The following is a 20,026-nucleotide window of genomic DNA, read 5'->3' on the forward strand; positions in this document are numbered from 1 at the left end:
GGTTGTATGCGTCAAGTTCTGCAAAAATGGCGTGGCGGTGTGGGGCGGTTACTCTAAACATTGGCGCTGCCTTTCGTTTCCGGACAGCGACATCAAATGTTGCAGCCGTCCATGCGTGGATCAGTCTGCAGCTTCAAGCCCCTTCACCTTCGGGCCTGGCGGTTTCCACAAGCGGTAGGCTCCCGTGGCCGTCGGCATTTTTCGGCTGCGTAAAGACCTCAAAGCAGAACGACGGCCGACGTCGTTGGCGGGGTCCACTCCCACCGCCAACTTTGTTGACCGTCATGGGCATAACTGAACGCCCTCCGTATGATACCAGAATGGTACCCATCCGTAGGGAGCCTACCTCACTGCCCCAATAACCTTTAAGTAATTGAAATTATTTGATGAACTATGGTACCGTTGGCTGGGATCGAACCAGCGACCTCCGGATCCACAATCCGGCGCTCTAACCATCTGAGCTACAACGGCACGTCTGCCTGAACGGGTCGAAGCGGAAACTCATCCCACTCGACCGCTCTGTCGTTCGGCGATGCGTCCTTACGGGCTTATGGATTCTAATTCAAGGCTTTTGGAAAGCAAAGGTCACTTCCCCACATCGGCGCGATATTCACGGCGCCAGGCAAAGAAAAAGGCCGGCGGGAGGAGGTGCCGGCCTTTTCCTGTTACGAGCCAGCGGGAGGAGGTGCTGGCTGGTCACCCCGGCAAGCAGAGGGAGGAGGTTCCACCCGCCGGGTATTCCTTGATTGCCGACATCATACGACCGATCTTTTTTAAGAAAATGCGACCTTTTGTTGCATCTTCAGATCATGCGTAAATGTTAAGCAATCTTGATATCCTTCATCGCCTTCTCGAAGGCGGTCTTGATCGGCTTGGAGACGTCCTCGGCTGCCTTGGAGGCGACAGCCTGGAAGTCCTTGGCCTGCTCTACCGTCGTCTCAACGCGCTTGCGCAGGAACGCGGTCTGCAACTCGACGACTTCCGACAACGACTTGGCGCCAATCAGCGCTTCGAGATGGGAGAAGCCGGCCTCGGCATTGGCACGCAGAGCGGAAATGGTCTTGAGCGACAGGTCGCTGGAAACGGTCTTGGCGGTCTCGAAAGTCGACTCCAGAGCCTTCTGGGTCTCCTCGGCGCCGGTCTTCAGCTTGGCATAGGCTTCCTTTGACTGCTCAACACCCTTTTCGGCGAAAGCGCGCATCTGGTCGGTAGCCTTGGAAGCGTCGAAGCTCGGGAATTCAACGTTTTCAATCGTCTCGGCAGTCTTGGTCCTGGACATTTTCCATCCTTTTCAGCGCCAGCGGCTTTGACAGAAAGCCGTCTCGTTCATGTATGATGGCAATATAAAGGCAAATTTTGTGCATTGCAATATCTTTGTTGCAGTGCACCATAAATTCTTTTGGGCCGTTAACCAAGAGCCCAGATTCCGGCCTTTGCACGTTCTGGCTTGTGGACCTTCGCGCCTCCGGCTTTTATTAACAAAGCGTTAACTGCAAATTCGCCGCTCCGTGAGGGTTCGCCAAGCGCATGCCGTCCGAATATTCCTTCCTTGACGTCGCCGTGCTCGACGCGGTCCGCCAGCGCTTTGCCGCCGGCGACGCGATCGCGATCCTGTCGGCGGACCTGGAGCAGGTGATCTGGGCCAATGGGCCGGGAGCCGCGATGTTCGGCTATCCCGACATCGAGGCCATCATCGGCACCTCGGCGCAACTGCCCTTGATAGCCAGGCGCCAGATCATGGCGACCAGCGGATTTCCCGAGATCGGCAATGACAGGGCTATCACGGTGCGGCTTGCGACCGGCATGACCAGCCGCGCCGTCAGCTTCCTGGCCAGCGCCGTGTCCATGCCGGATGCCGAAAAGGCGATCATGCTGGCCGTGCCGGCGGCGCAGACGGGCTCACGCAGTGCCGGCGAAATCGCCGCTCGCGGCATAGGCGGGTTTACCGAGGACGGCCATTTCATCGCCTTTGTCGATGCCGCAGGCAACGTCGAGGCCGCCTCGGAGGGGTTTTCTGCGCTGGGCATCCTGCCGGAGACGCTGGCTGCGCTCGTCGCCGACGTCGCGGCCGAGAGCGACCGCATCGTCAAACGCCTCGTCCCCGGCGGCACGGCCGCCTATCCGGCGGGGCTGGCACGATTGACCGAGGAGCGGCATCTGCTGGTGGTAATCGACGAGAACCAACTCGACGACACCGCAGCTGGCGGCGAACACCCGGCGCAAACCATCGCCGAGGCCGCGCCGGCTGGCGACGCTGCTGTTCAGCCGGAACAGGGTGCCGAGCCGGCCGACGAACCGGGTGCCTCACAACCGACCAGCGATATCGCCGCATCGCAGGCGCATGAGATCGCCGACGCGACGGTGCAGCCGCCGACAGCCGCCAACAGCGATCACCCACCTGCGCGCACGCCGGCGCAGCACGACCATTGGTACTTCAACACCGGCGAGGACGAGGAGCAACAGGCGCACCAGCCAGCCGCGCCTGAACCTGAAGCGCCCGCAGAACCGGCCGCTCTGGACACTCCCGCCCAAAACACGAAACAACAAGACCCGATACGGAATGATGTCCAGGCCACCTTCGCGGCCGCGCCTGGGACCGTTCCGGTGATAGACCGCATGGCGCCGCCGCTGCGCTTCGTCTGGCGCACCGATGCCGAAGGCAAATTCAGTGCGCTGTCGCCGGAATTCGCCTCCATCGTCGGCAAGCCCGCAGCCGACGTGATCGGCCGGCGCTTCAGGGATGTCGCGGCCACTTTCGGCCTCGACCCCTCCGGCGAGATCGCAGGCCTCCTGGAACGGCGCGATACCTGGTCCGGGCGCTCCGTGCTGTGGCCGGTGGTCGGCACCGATCTGAAGATACCTGTCGACCTGGCGGCGCTGCCTGTCTATGGCCGCAGCCGTGCCTTCGAGGGTTTTCGCGGCTTCGGCGTCGCCCGCGCCAGTGATGCGGTCGTCGATCCTGAAGCCATCGGCATGGCGCTGGTGCCCAACGGTGCGGCACCGGCGGCACCGGAACCGAAAACCCTCGAACCAGCATCGGGAGAGCCGAAGGCCGAGGGCCCACCGGCTTCGGACCCCTTCAAGGGCGAGGTGCCGGCGCTGACCATCGTGCCGAAACCGGAACGGCGCTTTGCCGACAAGGTGATCCGGCTGGCCGAACATCGTCAGCCGGCCAACGACAAGGGCCTGTCGAGCCTGGAACGCAGCGCGTTCCGCGAGATCGGCGAACGGCTGAGGAAGGACAGTTCCCCGGTCGAGCCGACGAGCGAGACAGCGCCAGCCGAACCGTCCGATGTCGATGCCGAGGACGAGCGGGATCTGGCGCGGCTTGATGGCGGCCACCCGGACGAAAGGGTTCAGGAACCCGATGCGCCGCCGAATGCGACGGGCTCGTTGCTGGATTATGCCGGCCATGTCAACGAAAGCGACGCTGCCGCGAACAATAGTGGCGCGTCCCCGGTCTCCGAACCGGTGGCGACGGAACCAGACATCACCAAACCCGGTGCGACCGGCGAGGAGCCGGTTGGCGCCGATGCGCGACGTGATGCCGTCGATGACGACAGCATGACATCAGCTGATTTTCGCGATGCCGAAGATAGTGAAGATTGGGCGCAGCCCGACGAGAAAGCCTCGCCCGACCAGCAGGCGGTGGCGTCCGCCGAGAAAACTGCCAGCGCAGAGGACGTCGTGGAAACACGCATCGAGCGCCCGCGCCTGCAGGTGCCGCCGCTCAAGGCCGAAGGGTTCGTGCCGTCGGCGTTTTCGGCCGGAGATGAGCACAAGGTTCCCGACACTTCGCTTCTCGGCAAGCTGCCCGTGCCGCTGCTCATCCATTCCGGCGACGAGCTGCACTATGCGAACGGGGAATTCCTCAACCTGACCGGCTATGAGGCGCTCGACGACCTTGCGGATGCCGGTGGCCTCGGCGCCCTGTTTGCCGACCCCTACGCCGATGACGGTTCTTCCGACGGCGCCGATCGCGCGCTGCGGCTGAAGACGCGTGACGGGCAGGAATTTCCGATCGAAGCTATTCTACGCTCGGTCCCCTGGCGCGACGGCAAGGCGCTGATGCTGGTGGTGCGCCGCCACGGCGAGGACGACGCACCGGTGCATGCGGTCGGCGACGAGCAGACGCAGCCCGACATTCCCGAGCTCAAGGCGCGCATCGCCGAGATGCGCACCATCATCGACACCGCCACCGACGGCGTCGTGCTGATCGGCCGTGACGGCACCATCCGCTCGATCAGCCGTCCGGCCGAAGCGCTGTTCGGTTTCGACAGCGACGACGTTACCGGCAAGCCGTTCGCTTCACTATTTGCAATCGAAAGCCAGCGCGCGGCGCGCGACTATCTCAACGGACTGTCCGAACCCGGTGTGGCGAGCGTGATGAATGACGGCCGCGAGGTAATCGGGCGCGAGGCGCAGGGGCGGTTCATCCCGCTGTTCATGACCATCGGCCGGCTGCCCAACGACAGCGGCTTCTGTGCTGTCGTGCGTGACATCACGCAGTGGAAGCGGGCCGAAGAGGACTTGACGCAAGCGCGTGCGATGGCAGAGCGCGCGTCCTCGCAAAAGACCGATTTCCTCGCCCGCATCAGCCACGAGATCCGCACGCCGCTCAATGCCATCATCGGCTTTTCCGAACTGATGGTCGACGAGAAGTTCGGACCTGTCGCCAATGACCGCTACCGCGACTATCTGCGCGACATCAACCGCTCGGGCAATCATGTGCTCGACCTGGTCAACGACCTGCTCGACATCTCGAAGATCGAGGCCGGCCAGCAGGAAATGGCCTACGAGGCGGTGTCGCTCAACGACACGCTGGCTGAGACGGTGGCGATGATGCAGCCACAGGCCAACCGTGAGCGCGTCATCATCCGCTCCAGCTTCGCTTCGCGTTTGCCGGAAGTGGTGGCCGACCTGCGCAGCGTGCGCCAGATCGCGCTCAACATCCTGTCGAACGCCATCCGCTATACCCAGGCCGGCGGCCAGGTGATCGTCTCGACCGCCTATGAAACGTCGGGTGACGTCGTGATGCGGGTACGCGACACCGGCATCGGCATGAGCCAGGCCGAGATCGAGCAGGCGCTGAAGCCATTCAAGCAGATTAACGCGCTGAAGCGCGGACGTGGCGACGGCACCGGGCTTGGATTGCCGTTGACCAAGGCGATGGTCGAAGCCAACCGCGCCCGGTTCATCATCAACTCCACACCGGGTGAAGGCACGCTGGTCGAGGTCGCGTTTCCGTCGACTCGTGTGCTTGCGGAATAGGCCAGCGCCCTCCACAGCTCGATCCCTTTTGTTTGTCGCAACTCCCAAAGGGATGCGCTTTTCCCGGGAAAAACGCTCACGCTTTTCCTGGAATTGCTTCGGCAAAAGAAAAGGCGCCCAAAAGGACGCCTTAAGAGATGGAATTGCTGTCACAACGGGGGCTTGAGCGAATCGGATCCTCCGGGGGCCGAGGAACGGGATTTCTCCCTCAAGTTGTATGCGACTATCGACGCCAGACCTTAACAACTCCTTACCGAGGCGGCGGAAAATTTACGAATGTGTACCACTGATGAAATCTAGGTAAATTCTACCGACATATTTCGGTAACCATGCTGGAAATCCTTGTTTCATGCAGGTCGTTGGCTCAAAGCCCGAGCCAATTTGTGCAACACGCATTGGCTGGTCACCCGGCCAGTTGCGGCAGGTTCTTGAACAGCTCAAGCGCCTCTGGGTTGGCGAGCGCCTCCTTATTCTTGATGGCGCGGCCATGCACCACGTCGCGCACCGCAAGCTCGGTGATCTTGCCCGATTTGGTGCGCGGGATGTCGGTGACGGCGACGATCCTGGCCGGCACGTGACGCGGGCTCGCCCCGCTGCGGATTTTTGCCCGTATGCGTTTCTCGAGTTCCTCATCGAGTTGCACGCCAGCGGCCAGGCGCACGAACAGCACGACGCGCACGTCATTGTCGAAATCCTGGCCGATGCACAGCGCCTCCAGGATCTCGGGCATCTGCTCGACCTGGTTGTAGATCTCCGCCGTGCCAATTCTCACGCCGCCCGGGTTGAGCGTGGCGTCGGAGCGGCCGTGGATGATCAGGCCGCCATGCCCGGTCCATTCGGCGAAATCGCCATGACACCAGACATCGTCGAAGCGCTCGAAATAGGCCGCGTGGTATTTCTTGCCCCCGGGGTCGTTCCAGAAGCCGATCGGCATCGACGGAAAGGCCTTGGTGCAGACCAGTTCGCCCTTCTCCTGCCGGACCGGCTTGCCGTCGTCGTCCCAGACATCGACGGCAAGGCCGAGGCCGGGACCCTGGATCTCGCCGGTCCAGACAGGCTGCGTCGGCACGCCGAGCACGAAGCAGGAGACGATGTCGGTGCCGCCGGAGACCGAGGCCAGATGGACGTCCTTTTTGATGCCGTCGTAAACGAAGCGGAAATCTTCCGGCGACAGCGGCGACCCGGTGGAGGAAATCGCACGCACATCAGACAGATCATGGCTGCGGATCGGCTTCAGTCCGGCCTTGCGGACGGAATCGATGAACTTGGCCGACGTGCCGAAGAAGGTCATCTTCTCGGCATCGGCAAAGTCGAACAGCGCATTGCCGTCAGGGTAGAAGGGCGAGCCGTCATAGAGCAGCAGCGTGGCACCCGAAGCGAGCCCCGACACGAGCCAGTTCCACATCATCCAGCCGCAGGTGGTGAAGTAGAAGAAGCGGTCGCCCTCGATCAGCCCTGCATGCAGCCGGTGTTCCTTGACATGCTGGATCAGCGTGCCGCCGGCCGAATGGACGATGCATTTGGGAATGCCGGTCGTTCCTGATGAAAACAGGATGTAAAGCGGATGCGAAAACGGCAGCCGCTCGAAGCTAACGCGTTTGCCGGCGAAGGGCGACAGCGCCACTTCCAGCGCCACGGCCTTATCGATGGTCCCAGCGACGTCGCTCGATGTGCCGAGATAATCGACGACCAGGACCTTGCGGACGCTCGAGAGCTTGGCCGCGACCGCAGCGATCTTGTCGGCGACCTCGATCGCCTTGCCATTGTACCAATAGCCATCCGGCGCGATGAAGACGACAGGCTCGATCTGGCCGAAGCGATCGAGCACGCCCTGCTCGCCGAAATCGGGAGAGCAGGACGACCAGACGGCGCCGATAGAGGCGGCGGCAAGCATGGCGGCGACGGTCTCGGGCATGTTGGGCATCATCGCGGCAATGCGGTCGCCCTTCTTCACCTTGAGCGACAGGAATAGCTGCTGCAGCCGTGAGGTCAGCGCATGCAATTCGTTCCAGGACAGACGGCGCTCGACTTTGTCCTCGCCGCGAAACACGATTGCCTCACCGGTGCCGGTCTGCTTCAGGAGATTCTCGGCGAAATTCAGTGTCGCATAGGGAAAGAACGAGGCGCCGGGCATTCTATCGCCGTCGACAAGGATGGCATCGCCCGCATTGGTCCCCTTGTCGCCGACTATGCCGCAGAAATCCCAAACCAGGCTCCAGAACCCTTCACGATCCTCAACCGACCACGCGTGAAGCTGCGGATACGAAGAAAACGCTACACCGGCCCTCAGTGCGGCTGCCTTGGTGAAAGCGGTCAAGGGCGCCGCATCAACTTGCTCTTGCGTCGGGGTCCAGAGCGGTACTTCGGCAGCCATGATCGTTCCTCCACGGTCGCCATCGCTTATGCATATCGCAGCGCAGCAGAGCAAGATTTTGTTCGATTGATGCGGCTAGATGTGCGCAAATGCCATCGCCGGGCCATAAAGACTTGAAATGCCTCAGCCCTAGGTCGTAGTGACGACTGGGGTCGTAGTGACGACCAGGAAGTCGTGGTGACGACTGGGGTTACAGAAGCATACGGGGCGATATGCCATCATCTTTGATCCGGCGCGGAATATGGGCGATCGGCGCTGCCGTGATCGTCATCGCGCTGGTGGTTGCCACCCTGCCGCTGATCGCCTCCACCCGTATCGTGCGCGACCGCATCGCCTGGGAAATGAGTGCGTGGAGCGGCTTCCGGGTCGCCATCGAAGGCTCGCCGCGGATCGAGGTCTGGCCGACCTTCCGGGCGATCCTGACCGATGTGACGCTTTCGCAATGGACCGACACCGAGACGCCGCCGGTCGTCGAGGCCGAACGGGTCGAGGTCGACCTTTCCGCCATGGCGGCCTTGCGCGGCGACGTGGTGTTTTCGACGGCACGGCTGGTGCGGCCGACGATCCGGGTTCAGCGCACGCCAACCGGCCTTTTCCTGCCCGCCGTCCCAACCGGTGGGCGCATCACGCGTTCCATCGACACGGCCCGCGGCGTCGTCAATGCCGACCCCGCGAAGCCGAATCTCGACAAGCTGCCGACCGATAGTTTCGGCACGGTGGAGTTTCGCGACGGCCGCATGGTGGCTTCGGTCAACGGTAAGGACGTCGAGATTCTGAGCAGCCTGAGCGGACAGGCGACCTGGGCGGCGATGAACAGCAATGCAACGCTGTCGGCGACCGGGATCTGGCGCGGCGAAAGTGTGGCCGTGGATGCCGCCTCGGAGAAGCCGCTGGTGCTTTTTGCAGGCGGCTTGGCGCCGCTTTCCCTGTCGTTCAAGGCGCCCCCCGCCACCTTCTCTTTCGACGGCACGGCCAGCATGTCCGAAAACAGCTATTTCGACGGTCAGGCGAAGTTTTCGGCGCCCTCGCTACGCCGCGTGCTGGAATGGTTGCAGGCCGGCATCGCGCCGGGCGCAGCGATCGGCTCGGTCAGCATTTCGAGCAAGGTCACGGCAACGGCCGGGCGCGTCAAATTCGAAAATACCGCCATTGCGCTGGACAACAATCCGGGAATGGGAGCGCTGGACCTGTCGCTTGGCGAAGCTCAGCCGGTGATCTCCGGCACGCTCGCCTTCGACACGCTTGACCTCAGATCGTTCCTGTCGGCCTTCACGCCGCTGGCGCCCACCGGCGCGGTGGGGCCCAGCGACGTCGACACAAGTTTCGCCGACAAGATCAACCTCGATCTTAGGCTGTCCGCGGCACACGCCACCGCCGGGCCTATCCAGCTCGCCGACGTCGCCGCCACCGCCCAGGTCAAGGATGGCCTGTCGGTCTTCGATATCTCCGATGCCTCGGCCTTCGGCGGCAACATCCAGACCAGCCTTCGCTTCGACCGCAAGCCGGAAGGCTCCCAGGTCGAAATCCGGCTGCTGGCATCCGATATCGACGGCGGTGCTTTTGCCACGGCGGCGGGGATGACCCGGCTGGTGCCGGTTGGCACGGGGACCGTTTCGGTCATCCTGAAGGGGCCGGGCAGAACCTGGAACTCCATTTTCGACAATGCCGACGGCTCGGTTTCGGCGACCTTCGGACCAGGTGCGTTGAGCAAGCTCAACCTGCCGGCGTTCCTCAAGCATACCGAGCAAGGCGGCTTTTTCGCGCTCGACGACGTCTCCGACGGAACGCTGCCGATCGACGGCGCAGAGATCAAGGCCAGCATTTCGAAGGGCGTGGCACGGATCGACAAGGCCGAAGCCAATTCGGCGAAGTACAAGATCTGGTTGTCCGGGATCGCGTCCTACGCGGGACGCGGGCTGGCCCTGTCCGGCGGTGTCATTCAGCCGGACCAGGCTGCAACGCAGACCAATGGCCAACAAGGCCCCAACCAGGCATCGTTCTTCGTCGGCGGGACCTGGAGCACACCGTTCATTTCCCCGATCAGCCGCGGCGTTTCGGGAGAATAGGCAGCCGCGCTTTCCGCCTTCACCCGCGCTGTGCGGCCTGCTCGTCGAGCTGGCGCTGCACCTCGCGCCGCTTGTTGGCAAGCGAAGCGATGATGACGCCGATCGCCACGACGGCGATCAGGATGGTACAGGCGGCATTGATCTCCGGGGTTACGCCAAGGCGAACCTGGCTGTAGATCTTCATCGGCAGCGTCGTTGCGCCCGGCCCCGAGGTGAAACTGGCGATGACCAGATCGTCGAGCGAAAGCGTAAAGGCCAGCATCCAGCCGGAGACGATCGCCGGCATGATGACCGGCAGCGTGATCTGGAAGAAGGTCTTCACCGGCGTCGCGCCCAGATCCATCGCGGCCTCTTCCAGCGAGCGATCGAAGGTGATCAGGCGCGACTGCACGACGACGGCGACGAAGCACATGGTCAAGGTGATGTGAGCCAGCGTGACGGTCAGGATGCCGCGATTGAGACCGACGGCGACGAAGAGCAGCAGCAGAGACAGGCCGGTGATGACTTCCGGCATGACCAATGGCGCGAAGACCATGCCTGAGAACAGCACCCTGCCCTTGAAGCGCGTGTAGCGGGTCAAGGCGAGTGCCGCCAGCGTGCCGAGCACCGTCGCCACAGTGGCCGAGATCAGGCCGACGCGCGCCGTCACCCAGGTCGCGTCCATGAGGCCCTGGTTGTGGAACAGCGAGACGTACCATTTGGTCGAGAAGCCGCCCCAGACGGTGACCAGCTTGGACTCGTTGAAGGAGAAGACGATGAGCAGGACGATCGGCAAATAGAGGAAGGCAAAGCCGAGCACGACCGAGGTGATGTTGAAGCGGCTCCAGGTGGTGTTCATGATGTCACCGGTCCATTTCCTGAGCGCGCGCCTGCGCTCGCTGGAAGAGCATGATCGGCACAATCAGCAGCAGCAGCAGGATGACGGCCACAGCCGACGACAGCGGCCAGTCGCGGTTGCCGAAAAATTCATTCCACAAGGTCTTGCCGATCATCAGTGTCTGCGAGCCGCCGAGCAGGTCGGGAATGACGAACTCGCCGACGGCTGGAATGAACACCAGCAAGCAGCCGGCGATGACGCCCGGCAGCGACAGCGGAAAGGTGATCTTCCAGAACGCGCTGGTCGGCGGACAGCCGAGATCCTTTGCCGCCTCGATCAGCGAATAATCCATCTTTTCCAGAGCGGAATAGAGCGGCAGCACCATGAACGGCAGGTAGGAATAGACGATGCCGATGAAGATCGCCGTATATGTGTTGAGGATGATCAGCGGCTGATGGATGACGCCGGTGGCGAGCAGCAGCTGATTGAGCAGTCCCTCGGGCTTGAGAATGCCGATCCAGGCGTAGACGCGGATCAGGAACGATGTCCAGAACGGCAGGATCACCAGCATCAGCAAGGTTGGACGGATCGTCGCTGGCGCGCGCGCCATGCCGTACGCGATCGGATAGCCGACGAGCAATGTCAGAACCGTCGAGATCGCGGCGATGATGACGCTGGTCACATAGGCATTGAAGTAGAGCGCGTCCTGCGTCAGCCAGGTGTAATTGTCGAGGTTGAGTTGTTTCAGCTGAGCAAGAAATCCGGAAAAGCCGCCGCTGATATCGAGCGCCGGCGTATAGGGCGGAATGGCGATCGCCGTCTGCGATAGCGAAATCTTGAAAACGATGACGAACGGAATGAGGAAGAAAAACAGCAGCCAGACATAGGGGATAATGATGACCAGGCGGCCAGAGAATGCAGCGCCCAACCTGGCGTGGACGGATTTGCCGGTACTGGTTGCCGGAGAGGCTGATGCGGTGGTGACGGCGGCGCTCGACATGGTCGCTCCTACCGTGTCAGCACGACGCCGGCGTCAGGCCGGAAGGAGACCCAGGCTCGGTCGTTCCAGCTCAACGGATCCTCGGTGATGCGGGCCGCGTTCATGGTGCTCGCGCGCACGACCTGTCCGTCGTCCAGCCTGACGTGAAAGACGGTCATGTCGCCGAGATAGGCGATGTCGTAGACCTCGCCCTCGATGGCGTTGATTGCCTCGGCCGGCTTCTTGGACGACACCTTGATCTTTTCCGGCCTGATGGCGAAGGTGACAGCCGTTCCGGCGCTGGCGGTGCCGGCATTGTCGGTGCGGATGGTGATGCCATTACCGGCATCGATGCTGGCAGCGCCAGCCTCGCCACGCGCGATCTTGCCCTCGAACATGTTCACATTGCCGACGAAACCGGCGACGAAGCGCGACCCCGGCGCCTCGTAGACTTCGGCCGGTGTTGCCACCTGCATCACCTCGCCCTTGTCGATGATGGCGATGCGATCGGCCATCGTCATCGCCTCTTCCTGGTCGTGGGTGACGACGACGAAGGTCAGACCGAGGTTCTGCTGCAGGTCCATCAGTTCGAACTGCGTTTCCTCGCGCAGCTTCTTGTCCAATGCGCCGAGCGGCTCGTCGAGCAAAAGCACCTTCGGCCGCTTGGCGACAGAGCGGGCGAGCGCAACGCGCTGGCGCTGGCCACCGGACAACTGGTGCGGCTTGCGCTTGGCGAACTGTTCGAGCTTGACCAGCCTGAGCATTTCGGCGACGCGGGCCGCGATTTCGGGCTTCGGCATGCCATCCTGCTTGAGGCCGAAGGCGATGTTGTTCTCGACAGTCATATGCGGGAACAGCGCATAGGACTGGAACATCATGTTGACCGGCCGGCGATAGGGCGGGATGCCGCGCAAATCCTGGCCATCGAGCAGGATACGACCGGCCGTCGGCTCCTCGAAACCGGCGAGCATCCTGAGCAGCGTCGACTTTCCGCAGCCCGAGGCGCCGAGCAGAGCGAAGAACTCGCGCTCGAAGATGGTCAGCGACAGATTGTTGACGGCGGTGAAGTCGCCGAACTTCTTGGTGACGTTATCGAACTGGATGTATGGCTTGGCGTTCGGGTCGTTCCACGGCGTAAAATCCCTGCGGATGCTGCCAAGCGATTTCATGTCCCACTCCGTCCTGATTCTTGCTTCTTGCCCCAGAAAAGAATGGTCCCGGCAGGTGGCTGCCGGGACCATCTCAGATTGCTTACTGGCCAGTGACGATCTTGGTCCAGGTACGCGTGATGACGCGCTGGGTCTTGGGATCGTAAGGCGAGACGGTGTAAAGCTTCTTTATCGTCTCGGCATCGGGATAAACCGAAGGATCATCCAACAGCGCCTTGTCGACGAATTGCTGCGAAGCCTTGTTGCCATTCGCGTAGAGCACATAGTTGGACGACTTGGCGATAACTTCCGGCTTCATCATGTAGTTGATGAACTCGAGCGCCTCCGCGACATGCGGCGCATCAGCGGGGATAGCCATCTGGTCGAACCACATCTGAGCGCCCTCCTTCGGCACGGAATAGCCGATCTCGACGCCTTGCTTGGCCTCGACCGCGCGGTTGCGGGCCTGGAACACGTCACCCGACCAGCCGACCGCCAGGCAGATATCGCCGTTGGCGAGGGCGTTGATGTATTCGGAGGAGTGGAATTTCCTGATATAGGGCCGGACCTTGAGCAAAACCTCTTCGGCCTTGGCGATGTCGTCTGATGACGTGCTGTTCGGGTCGAGGCCGAGATATTTCAACGCCGCCGGAATGATGTCGGCCGGGGAGTCCAATACGTAGACGCCGCAGTCCTTCAATTTGGCCAGGCTGTCCGGATTGAAGAAAACATCCCAGCTGTCGATCTTGTCGGTGCCGAGTGCTGCCTGCACCTTCTTGATGTTGTAACCGATGCCAACCGTGCCCCACATGTAGTTGACCGAGTATTCGTTGCCGGGGTCATATTTGGCGGTGCGCTCTGAAACTGTGTCCCACATGTTGGAAATGTTCGGCAGCTTCGACTTGTCGAGCTTCTGGAACACACCGGCCTGGATTTGGCGCGCAAGAAAATTGCCGCTGGGTACGACGACGTCATAGCCGCTGCCGCCGGCAAGCAGCTTGGTTTCCAGGATTTCGTTGGAATCGAACGTGTCGTAGACGACCTTGATGCCCGTCTCCTTGGTGAAATCGTCGATAATCGAACTGTCGATATAATCCGACCAGTTGAAGACATTGAGGACGCGATCCTCGGCATGACCGCCGACGGTGAAAAGCGTCAGAAATACCGAAGTTGCCGAAAGCCAGAGCGCTTTGCGGATCATGCTATTCTCCTTTGATGAGTGTTCCTTCGCCGGCTCGTCGCGGTTCCAGCGCGGCCGGGCATTTGTTTCAGGCTATTGAGCTTTCCAAAAGGCGACAAGCGTGAACTGCCAGCGCTATGCAGGCAGTTCGATGAGAGGCAGGCGTTGCGTCGTCGCTGGGACTCGTGTGGCGTGCAAATGCCGTCATAGGCTTTCGCCGTGGCGCAGGCAGAGATACGACGATGTGGTCCGGTCTCGATCTGACCGGCAGGGAGACTTGGCAAGATAAGCCTGTCTTGTTGTTGCCGTAATCTCAGCCTGCCCGCGCGGCAGCGGCATTGTCAATGGCAAAGCTGCGCGCCACGTCAATTAGGCGATGGAACTCCGGTGACCCCTGCACGTTCGGGCCCCGCCTGGCGCTTGAATTCGAGCCCGATATGGACGAGCAGCGCCGTGACAACCACCGCGCCACCGACGATGGTGCGCCCCGACGGCACCTCGGAATGGACGAGCCAGACCCATATGGGCCCCAGGATCGGCTCGAACGTGCCGAGCAGTGCTGCTATTGCCGCGGGTATCAGCCGAGCGCCGGTGGCGAAAAAGGCCAGGCCGAGGCCCAGATTGACCACGCCGAAGACAAAGAGAAAAGCCATGTCACTGGTCGACACAGCGAATGTCGAGGTCTGCGATGCGGCAAAGCCTGCCGCAAGCATGGTGCCAAGGCAGGTTGCCGGCGTCATGCGGACACCGGCAAACCGCCGGGTAATGACGGTGGCGATCGAGAACATCACCGCGATCAACAGCGCCAGCCCGTCACCTATCGGCGAGACGGCGCCATCAAGCGATTCCGACACCATGATGGCGACGCCGGCGATGACGGCAGCGATGGCCAGCCAGGTCGCGACACCCACCCTTTCACGAAACAACGCCCAGGCGAACAGCGCCGCCAGCAACGGCACGCCGGCCTGCATCAACAGGATATTGGCCACGGTGGTGTAGGCAAGTGCCACGACAAAGGCGGTCGATGCCGTGGCGAAGCAGACGCCGACGGCAAGGCCGGGCAGACCCATGTCGCGGAACATTTTCGACATGCCGCGCCAGCCGTCGCGCCAGACCATGAAGCAGATCAGGAAAGCCGCTGCCCAGACAGAACGCCAGAAAACAACCGTCCAGCTATCGCCGACAGTGATGAAGCGGGCGATGGTGCCGCCGAAACTCCACATCAGTGCCGACAGGAACACCAAAAGCATGCCGACGCGTTCGTCGCGCCGCGAGGCGGTCGATGAAGCAAGGATCGGCGATGATGCAGTGTCGGTCATGGGCGCGACTGTCGGGCTTTTGTGGACGGGACGATGCGCAAGGGACGACGAAAAGATGGCCTGTTCGCGTAACGCAAAGATGCGCGCTGGGGCTGAGCCAGTTCGATTTGCCGTTTGGGGCACTGAGAAGCCGTCTTGGTCTCAGCCGGACGGGCGAACCAGACCGTCGCAACAGAGTCTATGAGGTACTCTTGTTGCCGCGGATGAAGCGCCAGAGCCCGGCCAATGGAACCAGCAGGATCAGACCGAACTTCTTCAACGCAACCAGAGCCACGATCAAAAAGCCTGCCTTCGCCGCCAACTTGCCGGCAATCAGCCCACCAACGCCTACCGCTGCAACCGTATCGACGCCTGGCACGAAATCGGCGTATGTCTTGCCGGCGCCGAAGTCCGCCAAATCTAGAACCTCATCCAGGCTCTGTTTTATTTCCGGCAATTGCTTCACGGTGGCGATGTAGCTCATCACAAAAACGCCTTCCCTGCCGAGAAAGCGGACGTCATAGTTGAGCGTGTGGACCGCGTCGCTGCCAAATTCCAATTCCTTGGCCCAGTGAAGCCGCTTGTTGACCGCATCATAGACAGGCGGTGAGGCCCAACCGACCAGCGTAACGGGCTGAAAGCCGTCCTTTACTCGCTGGTCATTGGCCGACGAGGTGTCCGCCTGCATGCTGCGCAGCAATTCGTCGTAGTCGATGGAGTTGGCGTCGCTATCGTCGACATATCCTATCTTCTCCCAGCGCAACTCTATCCCCCAATTGTTGTCGGCAATGGGATCGTTTGCCGCGGGAAAGATCATGCCGAGCGCATCGGCACCGGAGCCGGGCGGATTGCCCCAAGCTTCGGTCAGGACGGCTGCCGTGTCCTTCTTGTTCAGGAAGTAGAACTTGTCCTTGAGGTCAAGATGCACGCCCTCGGCGAGGTCTATCGCGCCGGTTTTCGGATCGATCTTGTCCAGGAATGCCTTGCCGGCGTCGTTGTACTGTTGGTAAGACTTGAAGAAGGCCGACGACTTTTCCGCTGCGGCAGGGCCGACCGAAAAGGCGAACGCCAAACTCAACCAGAAAACTGTCTTGCCCATCAATGATCCCCCGACCCATATGCAGCTTGCGTTTTGATATCCTGCCGGCAATGCTCGAGCAATATTGTAACTGTTACATCACGATCGACAGCCAGCATCTTTCACAAATACACACATTTCGTTGTATTGTTCTGCGACCAACAGTCATGACTTACTGGAAATCGAAAGCGCTCAGGCCCGTTACCATCTCGTCGAGGCCGAGCGGACGCGTCACCGGCGGCTCGGCGCGCGCCAGGCAGCCGACGCGCTCGCAAAGCCGGCAGGCGGGTCCGACCGGTGTCGCCGCGACGCTGCCTGCCTTTGCGGCGATTGCCGCACCGGGCAGCGCCGCGCCATAGACGATGTCTTCGCGAAAGCCGATGTCGCAACCGAGCAGCAGCGCGGTGCGGCGCGGGCGCTCCGAGAAGGCGCCTTGCGGTCCTTCCAGCGTGCGGGCAATGCACAGGAACTCGGCGCCGTCGGGCATTTCCACCGCCTCCACGAAGATCTGGCCGGGCTGGGTGAAAGCGACATGCACGGGCAGTTTGGGGCAGGCGCCGCCGAAGCGGCTTTGCGGAAAGCCCTGGCTCCCGGCCTTGCGGAAGCGGTTGCCGGCATTGTCGACCTCCAGCATAAAAAACGGCACACCCGAGGCACCCTGCCGCTGCAGCGTGGTCAACCGGTTCGCCGCCTGTTCGAAGGAGACACCGAAGCGCGAACGCAGGACATCGATATCATAACGGGCACGCACGGCAGCCGTGTGAAAGGCCTGGTAGGGCATCATCAAGGCATGCGCCGAATAACGGCCAAGTTCGAAGCGGGCGAGCCGGCGGGCCTCGTCGGTGGCCAGCTTGAGCGCCTGGATCTCGCCGGCGACCGCGACCGTCATGCGGATCAGACAGGCCTCCATCGCGACTTCGCGTAATTGGTCGAACGGCGACAGCCGCTCGGACAGGAACAGGCGCTGCGAGTGGCGGTCATAACGGCGACGCCAGTTCGGCATGGTGGCGACCGGCAGCACCTTGACCACGATGCCGTATTCGCGCTTCAGCCAAGCCTTCAGCGCGCCGAACAGATCGTCGCCGGGATCAAGCACCGAGGTGAACGCCGCGGCCTCCTCCTCGAGGGCTGCGAAATGGTTCGGCCGGCGCTCGAAAATCTCGTGCACCTCGTCGATCGGCAGGCGGGCACCGGAAACTGCGGTCGTCCGGCCCTCGCGCGCCAAAAGCTCGTTGAGGTCGGACAGGCGCTCGGCCTGTTCGCGATAGGCGCGAAACAGCTTTATCACCGCCGCGGACGCGTTGGGCGCCGCCTCGGCAAGTTCTATCAGCTCCTGATCGCCCGGCAGCTCGCCGACCAGCAGAGGATCGGTGAACACCTCCTTCAAAGCGGCGACTGACCCCCTTGCCTCGCCCTGCAACTCATGCGGATCGATCTTGTAGACGGACGCCAGCTTGAGGATCAGCTGCACGGTTAGCGGCCGCTGGTTGCGCTCAATCAGGTTGAGATAGGACGGGGAAATGCCAAGCCCCTCGGCCATCGCCGTCTGGGTCAGGCCCTTGGCGTTGCGGATGCGGCGGATGCGCGGCCCGGCAAATATCTTCTGGTCAGCCATCGACTGTCCTTGACAGGAATTTACACAAGGTTCGCGACAATCTCGATGCGCCGCTCTTTACAATCATGACAAATTTACAGCGTGCGCCTGTCAAACGCAACACAGGTTTTCCCTTATATTTCGCCGATTTTCTTGATTCTGCTGGCTCATCTCGCGCCGCAATGTAAATTCAGTCACACCCCGCGCTCGATGATCGATGCCCGGACACGGATGCAGTAATCCTTCGGAGTGACCAATGACTGATTTTTACAACCTCGTCCCATCGGCGCCGGAAGGTCGCTTCGACGGTATCGAACGGCCTTACTCCGCGGAAGACGTGAAGCGGCTGCGCGGCTCGGTGCAGATCCGCCAGAGCCTTGCCGAAATGGGCGCCAACCGGCTGTGGAAGCTCATCCACGAGGAGGACTTCGTCAATGCGCTCGGCGCCATGTCCGGCAACCAGGCGATGCAGCAGGTGCGCGCCGGGCTGAAGGCGATCTATCTGTCGGGCTGGCAGGTCGCCGCCGACGCCAACACCGCATCTGCGATGTATCCGGACCAGTCGCTCTATCCGGCCAATGCGGCGCCCGAGCTGGTCAAGCGCATCAACCGCACGCTGCAGCGCGCCGACCAGATCGAGACGTCCGAGGGCAACGGGCTTTCGGTCGAGACCTGGTTCGCGCCGATCGTCGCCGACGCGGAAGCCGGATTCGGCGGACCGCTCAACGCCTTCGAGATCATGAAGGCATTCATCGAGGCGGGCGCCGCTGGCGTCCACTATGAGGACCAGCTGGCGTCGGAAAAGAAGTGCGGCCATCTCGGTGGCAAGGTGCTGATCCCGACTGCGGCGCATATCCGCAATCTCAACGCAGCGCGCCTGGCAGCGGACGTGATGGGCACGCCGACCCTGGTCGTCGCGCGCACCGACGCGGAAGCCGCCAAGCTGCTCACCTCCGACATCGACGAGCGCGACCAGCCTTTCGTCGACTACGGCGCTGGGCGCACGGTGGAAGGCTTCTATCACGTCAGCAACGGCATCGAGCCCTGCATTGCGCGGGCCATCGCCTATGCGCCTTACGCGGATCTGATCTGGTGCGAGACCTCGAAGCCTGACCTGGCGCAGGCCAGGAAATTCGCCGAGGGCGTGCGCAAGCACCACCCCGACAAGCTGCTCGCCTACAATTGCTCGCCATCGTTCAACTGGAAGAAGAACCTCGACGACGCGACGATCGCCAGGTTCCAGAAGGAACTCGGCGCCATGGGCTACAAGTTCCAGTTCATCACGCTCGCCGGCTTTCACCAGCTCAACTACGGCATGTTCGAACTGGCTCGCGGCTACAAGGCACGGCAAATGGCGGCCTATTCCGAGTTGCAGGAAGCGGAGTTCGCGGCCGAGGCCAATGGCTACACCGCGACCAAGCACCAGCGCGAGGTCGGCACCGGCTATTTCGATGCCGTGTCGATGGCGATCACCGGCGGCCGGTCGTCGACCACCGCCATGCACGAGTCCACCGAGCACGCGCAGTTCAAACCGGCAGCGGAATAGCGAGCTGCAAAGTACAGAGGAAACGCCCAGCAGGGCTTGGGACACAAGGAGAAGACCAATGGCATCGATAAGCCGTGTCAAGGAACGCGCCGAGGAACAGTCCACGACGATGAGCGTCGACCAGCAAGCGACGATCCGCATGCTGGCCAACGATCTGCACCGCCTCAACCAATCGGTGATGAAGGCGGTCGAGGCGGGCGTCTCGGTGGAGCTCGTGCGCTCGGCACGCCATCACGGCGGCGACGGCAACTGGGGCGACCTGCTGATCCCGGTGATCGTCACGCAACAAAGCCACGGCTGATCGCAATCCGTGCAACCGCCCTTTCACCTGCGCGGTCGCCGTGCAGGTGAATTTTCTTTCATGACATCCCGGTGGACAGTCCAGTACAGTAGAGTTGCTTGAAATTCACTGCTCCCAGGCATGATCTCGGGGTCTTTTATTTCAACTTGACATAAGCCACGATCTCACGCCAATTGCACCCCAGATTCAACTCTGCATTGAAATAGGGGCGAGCTTCTTGGCCGACTTGTGTGCCCATTGAATCACGAAGGCGAGACTCCAAGACATCTGAATCGGGCGCCGCGCGACGCTAGAGCGGGATGAATTTAGGTTGGGCATAGCCAGCCTCGGTGAAGTAATTTCGGCATTCGGTTGACGTGACCTCGCCGAGGATT

At 61.8% G+C, this 20,026-nt stretch carries 13 protein-coding genes and 1 tRNA gene; 4 read left to right on the top strand and 10 right to left on the bottom strand.

Translation table 11 applies throughout. The features are described 5' to 3' along the window. Positions 1-394 precede the first annotated feature (394 nt). Together NKH57_RS23960 and NKH57_RS23965 are read right to left on the bottom strand one after the other, a co-directional pair. Positions 395-471 (bottom strand) — tRNA-His (locus tag NKH57_RS23960). Between the two features lie 349 nt (positions 472-820). Then, positions 821-1,279: a phasin gene (locus NKH57_RS23965; protein ID WP_352602390.1), complete on the bottom strand. Its 459-nt coding sequence runs from the start codon at positions 1,277-1,279 to the stop codon at positions 821-823. 248 nt (positions 1,280-1,527) lie between these two features. Between NKH57_RS23965 and NKH57_RS23970 the strand changes: the two genes are divergently transcribed. Beyond that, entirely contained in the window at positions 1,528-5,271 is a 3,744-nt protein-coding gene (locus NKH57_RS23970) for a PAS domain S-box protein (RefSeq protein WP_352947865.1), read from the top strand. Between the two features lie 403 nt (positions 5,272-5,674). Here NKH57_RS23970 and NKH57_RS23975 read toward each other — a convergent pair whose 3' ends face one another. After that, complete coding sequence (locus tag NKH57_RS23975) at positions 5,675-7,645, bottom strand: acetoacetate--CoA ligase (RefSeq protein ID WP_352947868.1); 1,971 nt, start codon at positions 7,643-7,645, stop codon at positions 5,675-5,677. A 212-nt stretch (positions 7,646-7,857) separates the two neighbouring features. Here NKH57_RS23975 and NKH57_RS23980 point away from each other — a divergent pair, with 212 nt between their 5' ends. Next, the gene (locus tag NKH57_RS23980; protein WP_352947871.1) at positions 7,858-9,711 is read left to right on the top strand and encodes an AsmA family protein; all 1,854 of its coding nucleotides are present in this window, start codon (positions 7,858-7,860) and stop codon (positions 9,709-9,711) included. A 19-nt stretch (positions 9,712-9,730) separates the two neighbouring features. On the opposite strand, the gene NKH57_RS23985 is transcribed toward NKH57_RS23980, so the two are convergent. The 7 genes from NKH57_RS23985 to NKH57_RS24015 all read right to left on the bottom strand — a co-directional run bounded on the left by NKH57_RS23985 (position 9,731) and on the right by NKH57_RS24015 (position 17,826). Then, positions 9,731-10,549: an ABC transporter permease gene (locus NKH57_RS23985; protein ID WP_023758360.1), complete on the bottom strand. Its 819-nt coding sequence runs from the start codon at positions 10,547-10,549 to the stop codon at positions 9,731-9,733. A gap of 4 nt (positions 10,550-10,553) precedes the next feature. Next, complete coding sequence (locus tag NKH57_RS23990; RefSeq protein ID WP_023758361.1) at positions 10,554-11,528, bottom strand: ABC transporter permease subunit; 975 nt, start codon at positions 11,526-11,528, stop codon at positions 10,554-10,556. Between the two features lie 8 nt (positions 11,529-11,536). Next, the gene (locus tag NKH57_RS23995) at positions 11,537-12,676 is read right to left on the bottom strand and encodes an ABC transporter ATP-binding protein (RefSeq protein WP_023758362.1); all 1,140 of its coding nucleotides are present in this window, start codon (positions 12,674-12,676) and stop codon (positions 11,537-11,539) included. A gap of 82 nt (positions 12,677-12,758) precedes the next feature. Further along, a complete protein-coding gene (locus NKH57_RS24000; RefSeq protein ID WP_352602379.1) occupies positions 12,759-13,856 on the bottom strand; it encodes a polyamine ABC transporter substrate-binding protein in 1,098 nt (365 codons plus the stop codon). A gap of 344 nt (positions 13,857-14,200) precedes the next feature. Continuing rightward, a complete protein-coding gene (locus NKH57_RS24005; protein WP_352602378.1) occupies positions 14,201-15,154 on the bottom strand; it encodes a DMT family transporter in 954 nt (317 codons plus the stop codon). A 178-nt stretch (positions 15,155-15,332) separates the two neighbouring features. Beyond that, positions 15,333-16,232, bottom strand: coding sequence for a DUF2167 domain-containing protein (locus NKH57_RS24010; RefSeq protein WP_023758365.1), 900 nt, complete (start codon positions 16,230-16,232; stop codon positions 15,333-15,335). A 151-nt stretch (positions 16,233-16,383) separates the two neighbouring features. Further along, on the bottom strand, positions 16,384-17,826 hold the full coding sequence (locus NKH57_RS24015; protein WP_352947877.1) for a helix-turn-helix domain-containing protein: 1,443 nt from the start codon (positions 17,824-17,826) through the stop codon (positions 16,384-16,386). 235 nt (positions 17,827-18,061) lie between these two features. Between NKH57_RS24015 and aceA the strand changes: the two genes are divergently transcribed. Both aceA and NKH57_RS24025 read left to right on the top strand, forming a co-directional pair. Continuing rightward, complete coding sequence (gene aceA / locus NKH57_RS24020; RefSeq protein WP_352602374.1) at positions 18,062-19,351, top strand: isocitrate lyase; 1,290 nt, start codon at positions 18,062-18,064, stop codon at positions 19,349-19,351. Positions 19,352-19,409: 58 nt separating this feature from the next. After that, positions 19,410-19,652 carry an SMc00767 family acetate metabolism repressor gene (locus tag NKH57_RS24025; RefSeq protein ID WP_006202762.1) on the top strand — a complete coding sequence of 81 codons (243 nt, stop codon included), beginning with the start codon at positions 19,410-19,412 and terminating at the stop codon, positions 19,650-19,652. Positions 19,653-20,026: the final 374 nt, after the last annotated feature.

It is taken from the genome of Mesorhizobium sp. M1050 (genome assembly GCF_040318715.1).
Lineage (GTDB): Bacteria > Pseudomonadota > Alphaproteobacteria > Rhizobiales > Rhizobiaceae > Mesorhizobium.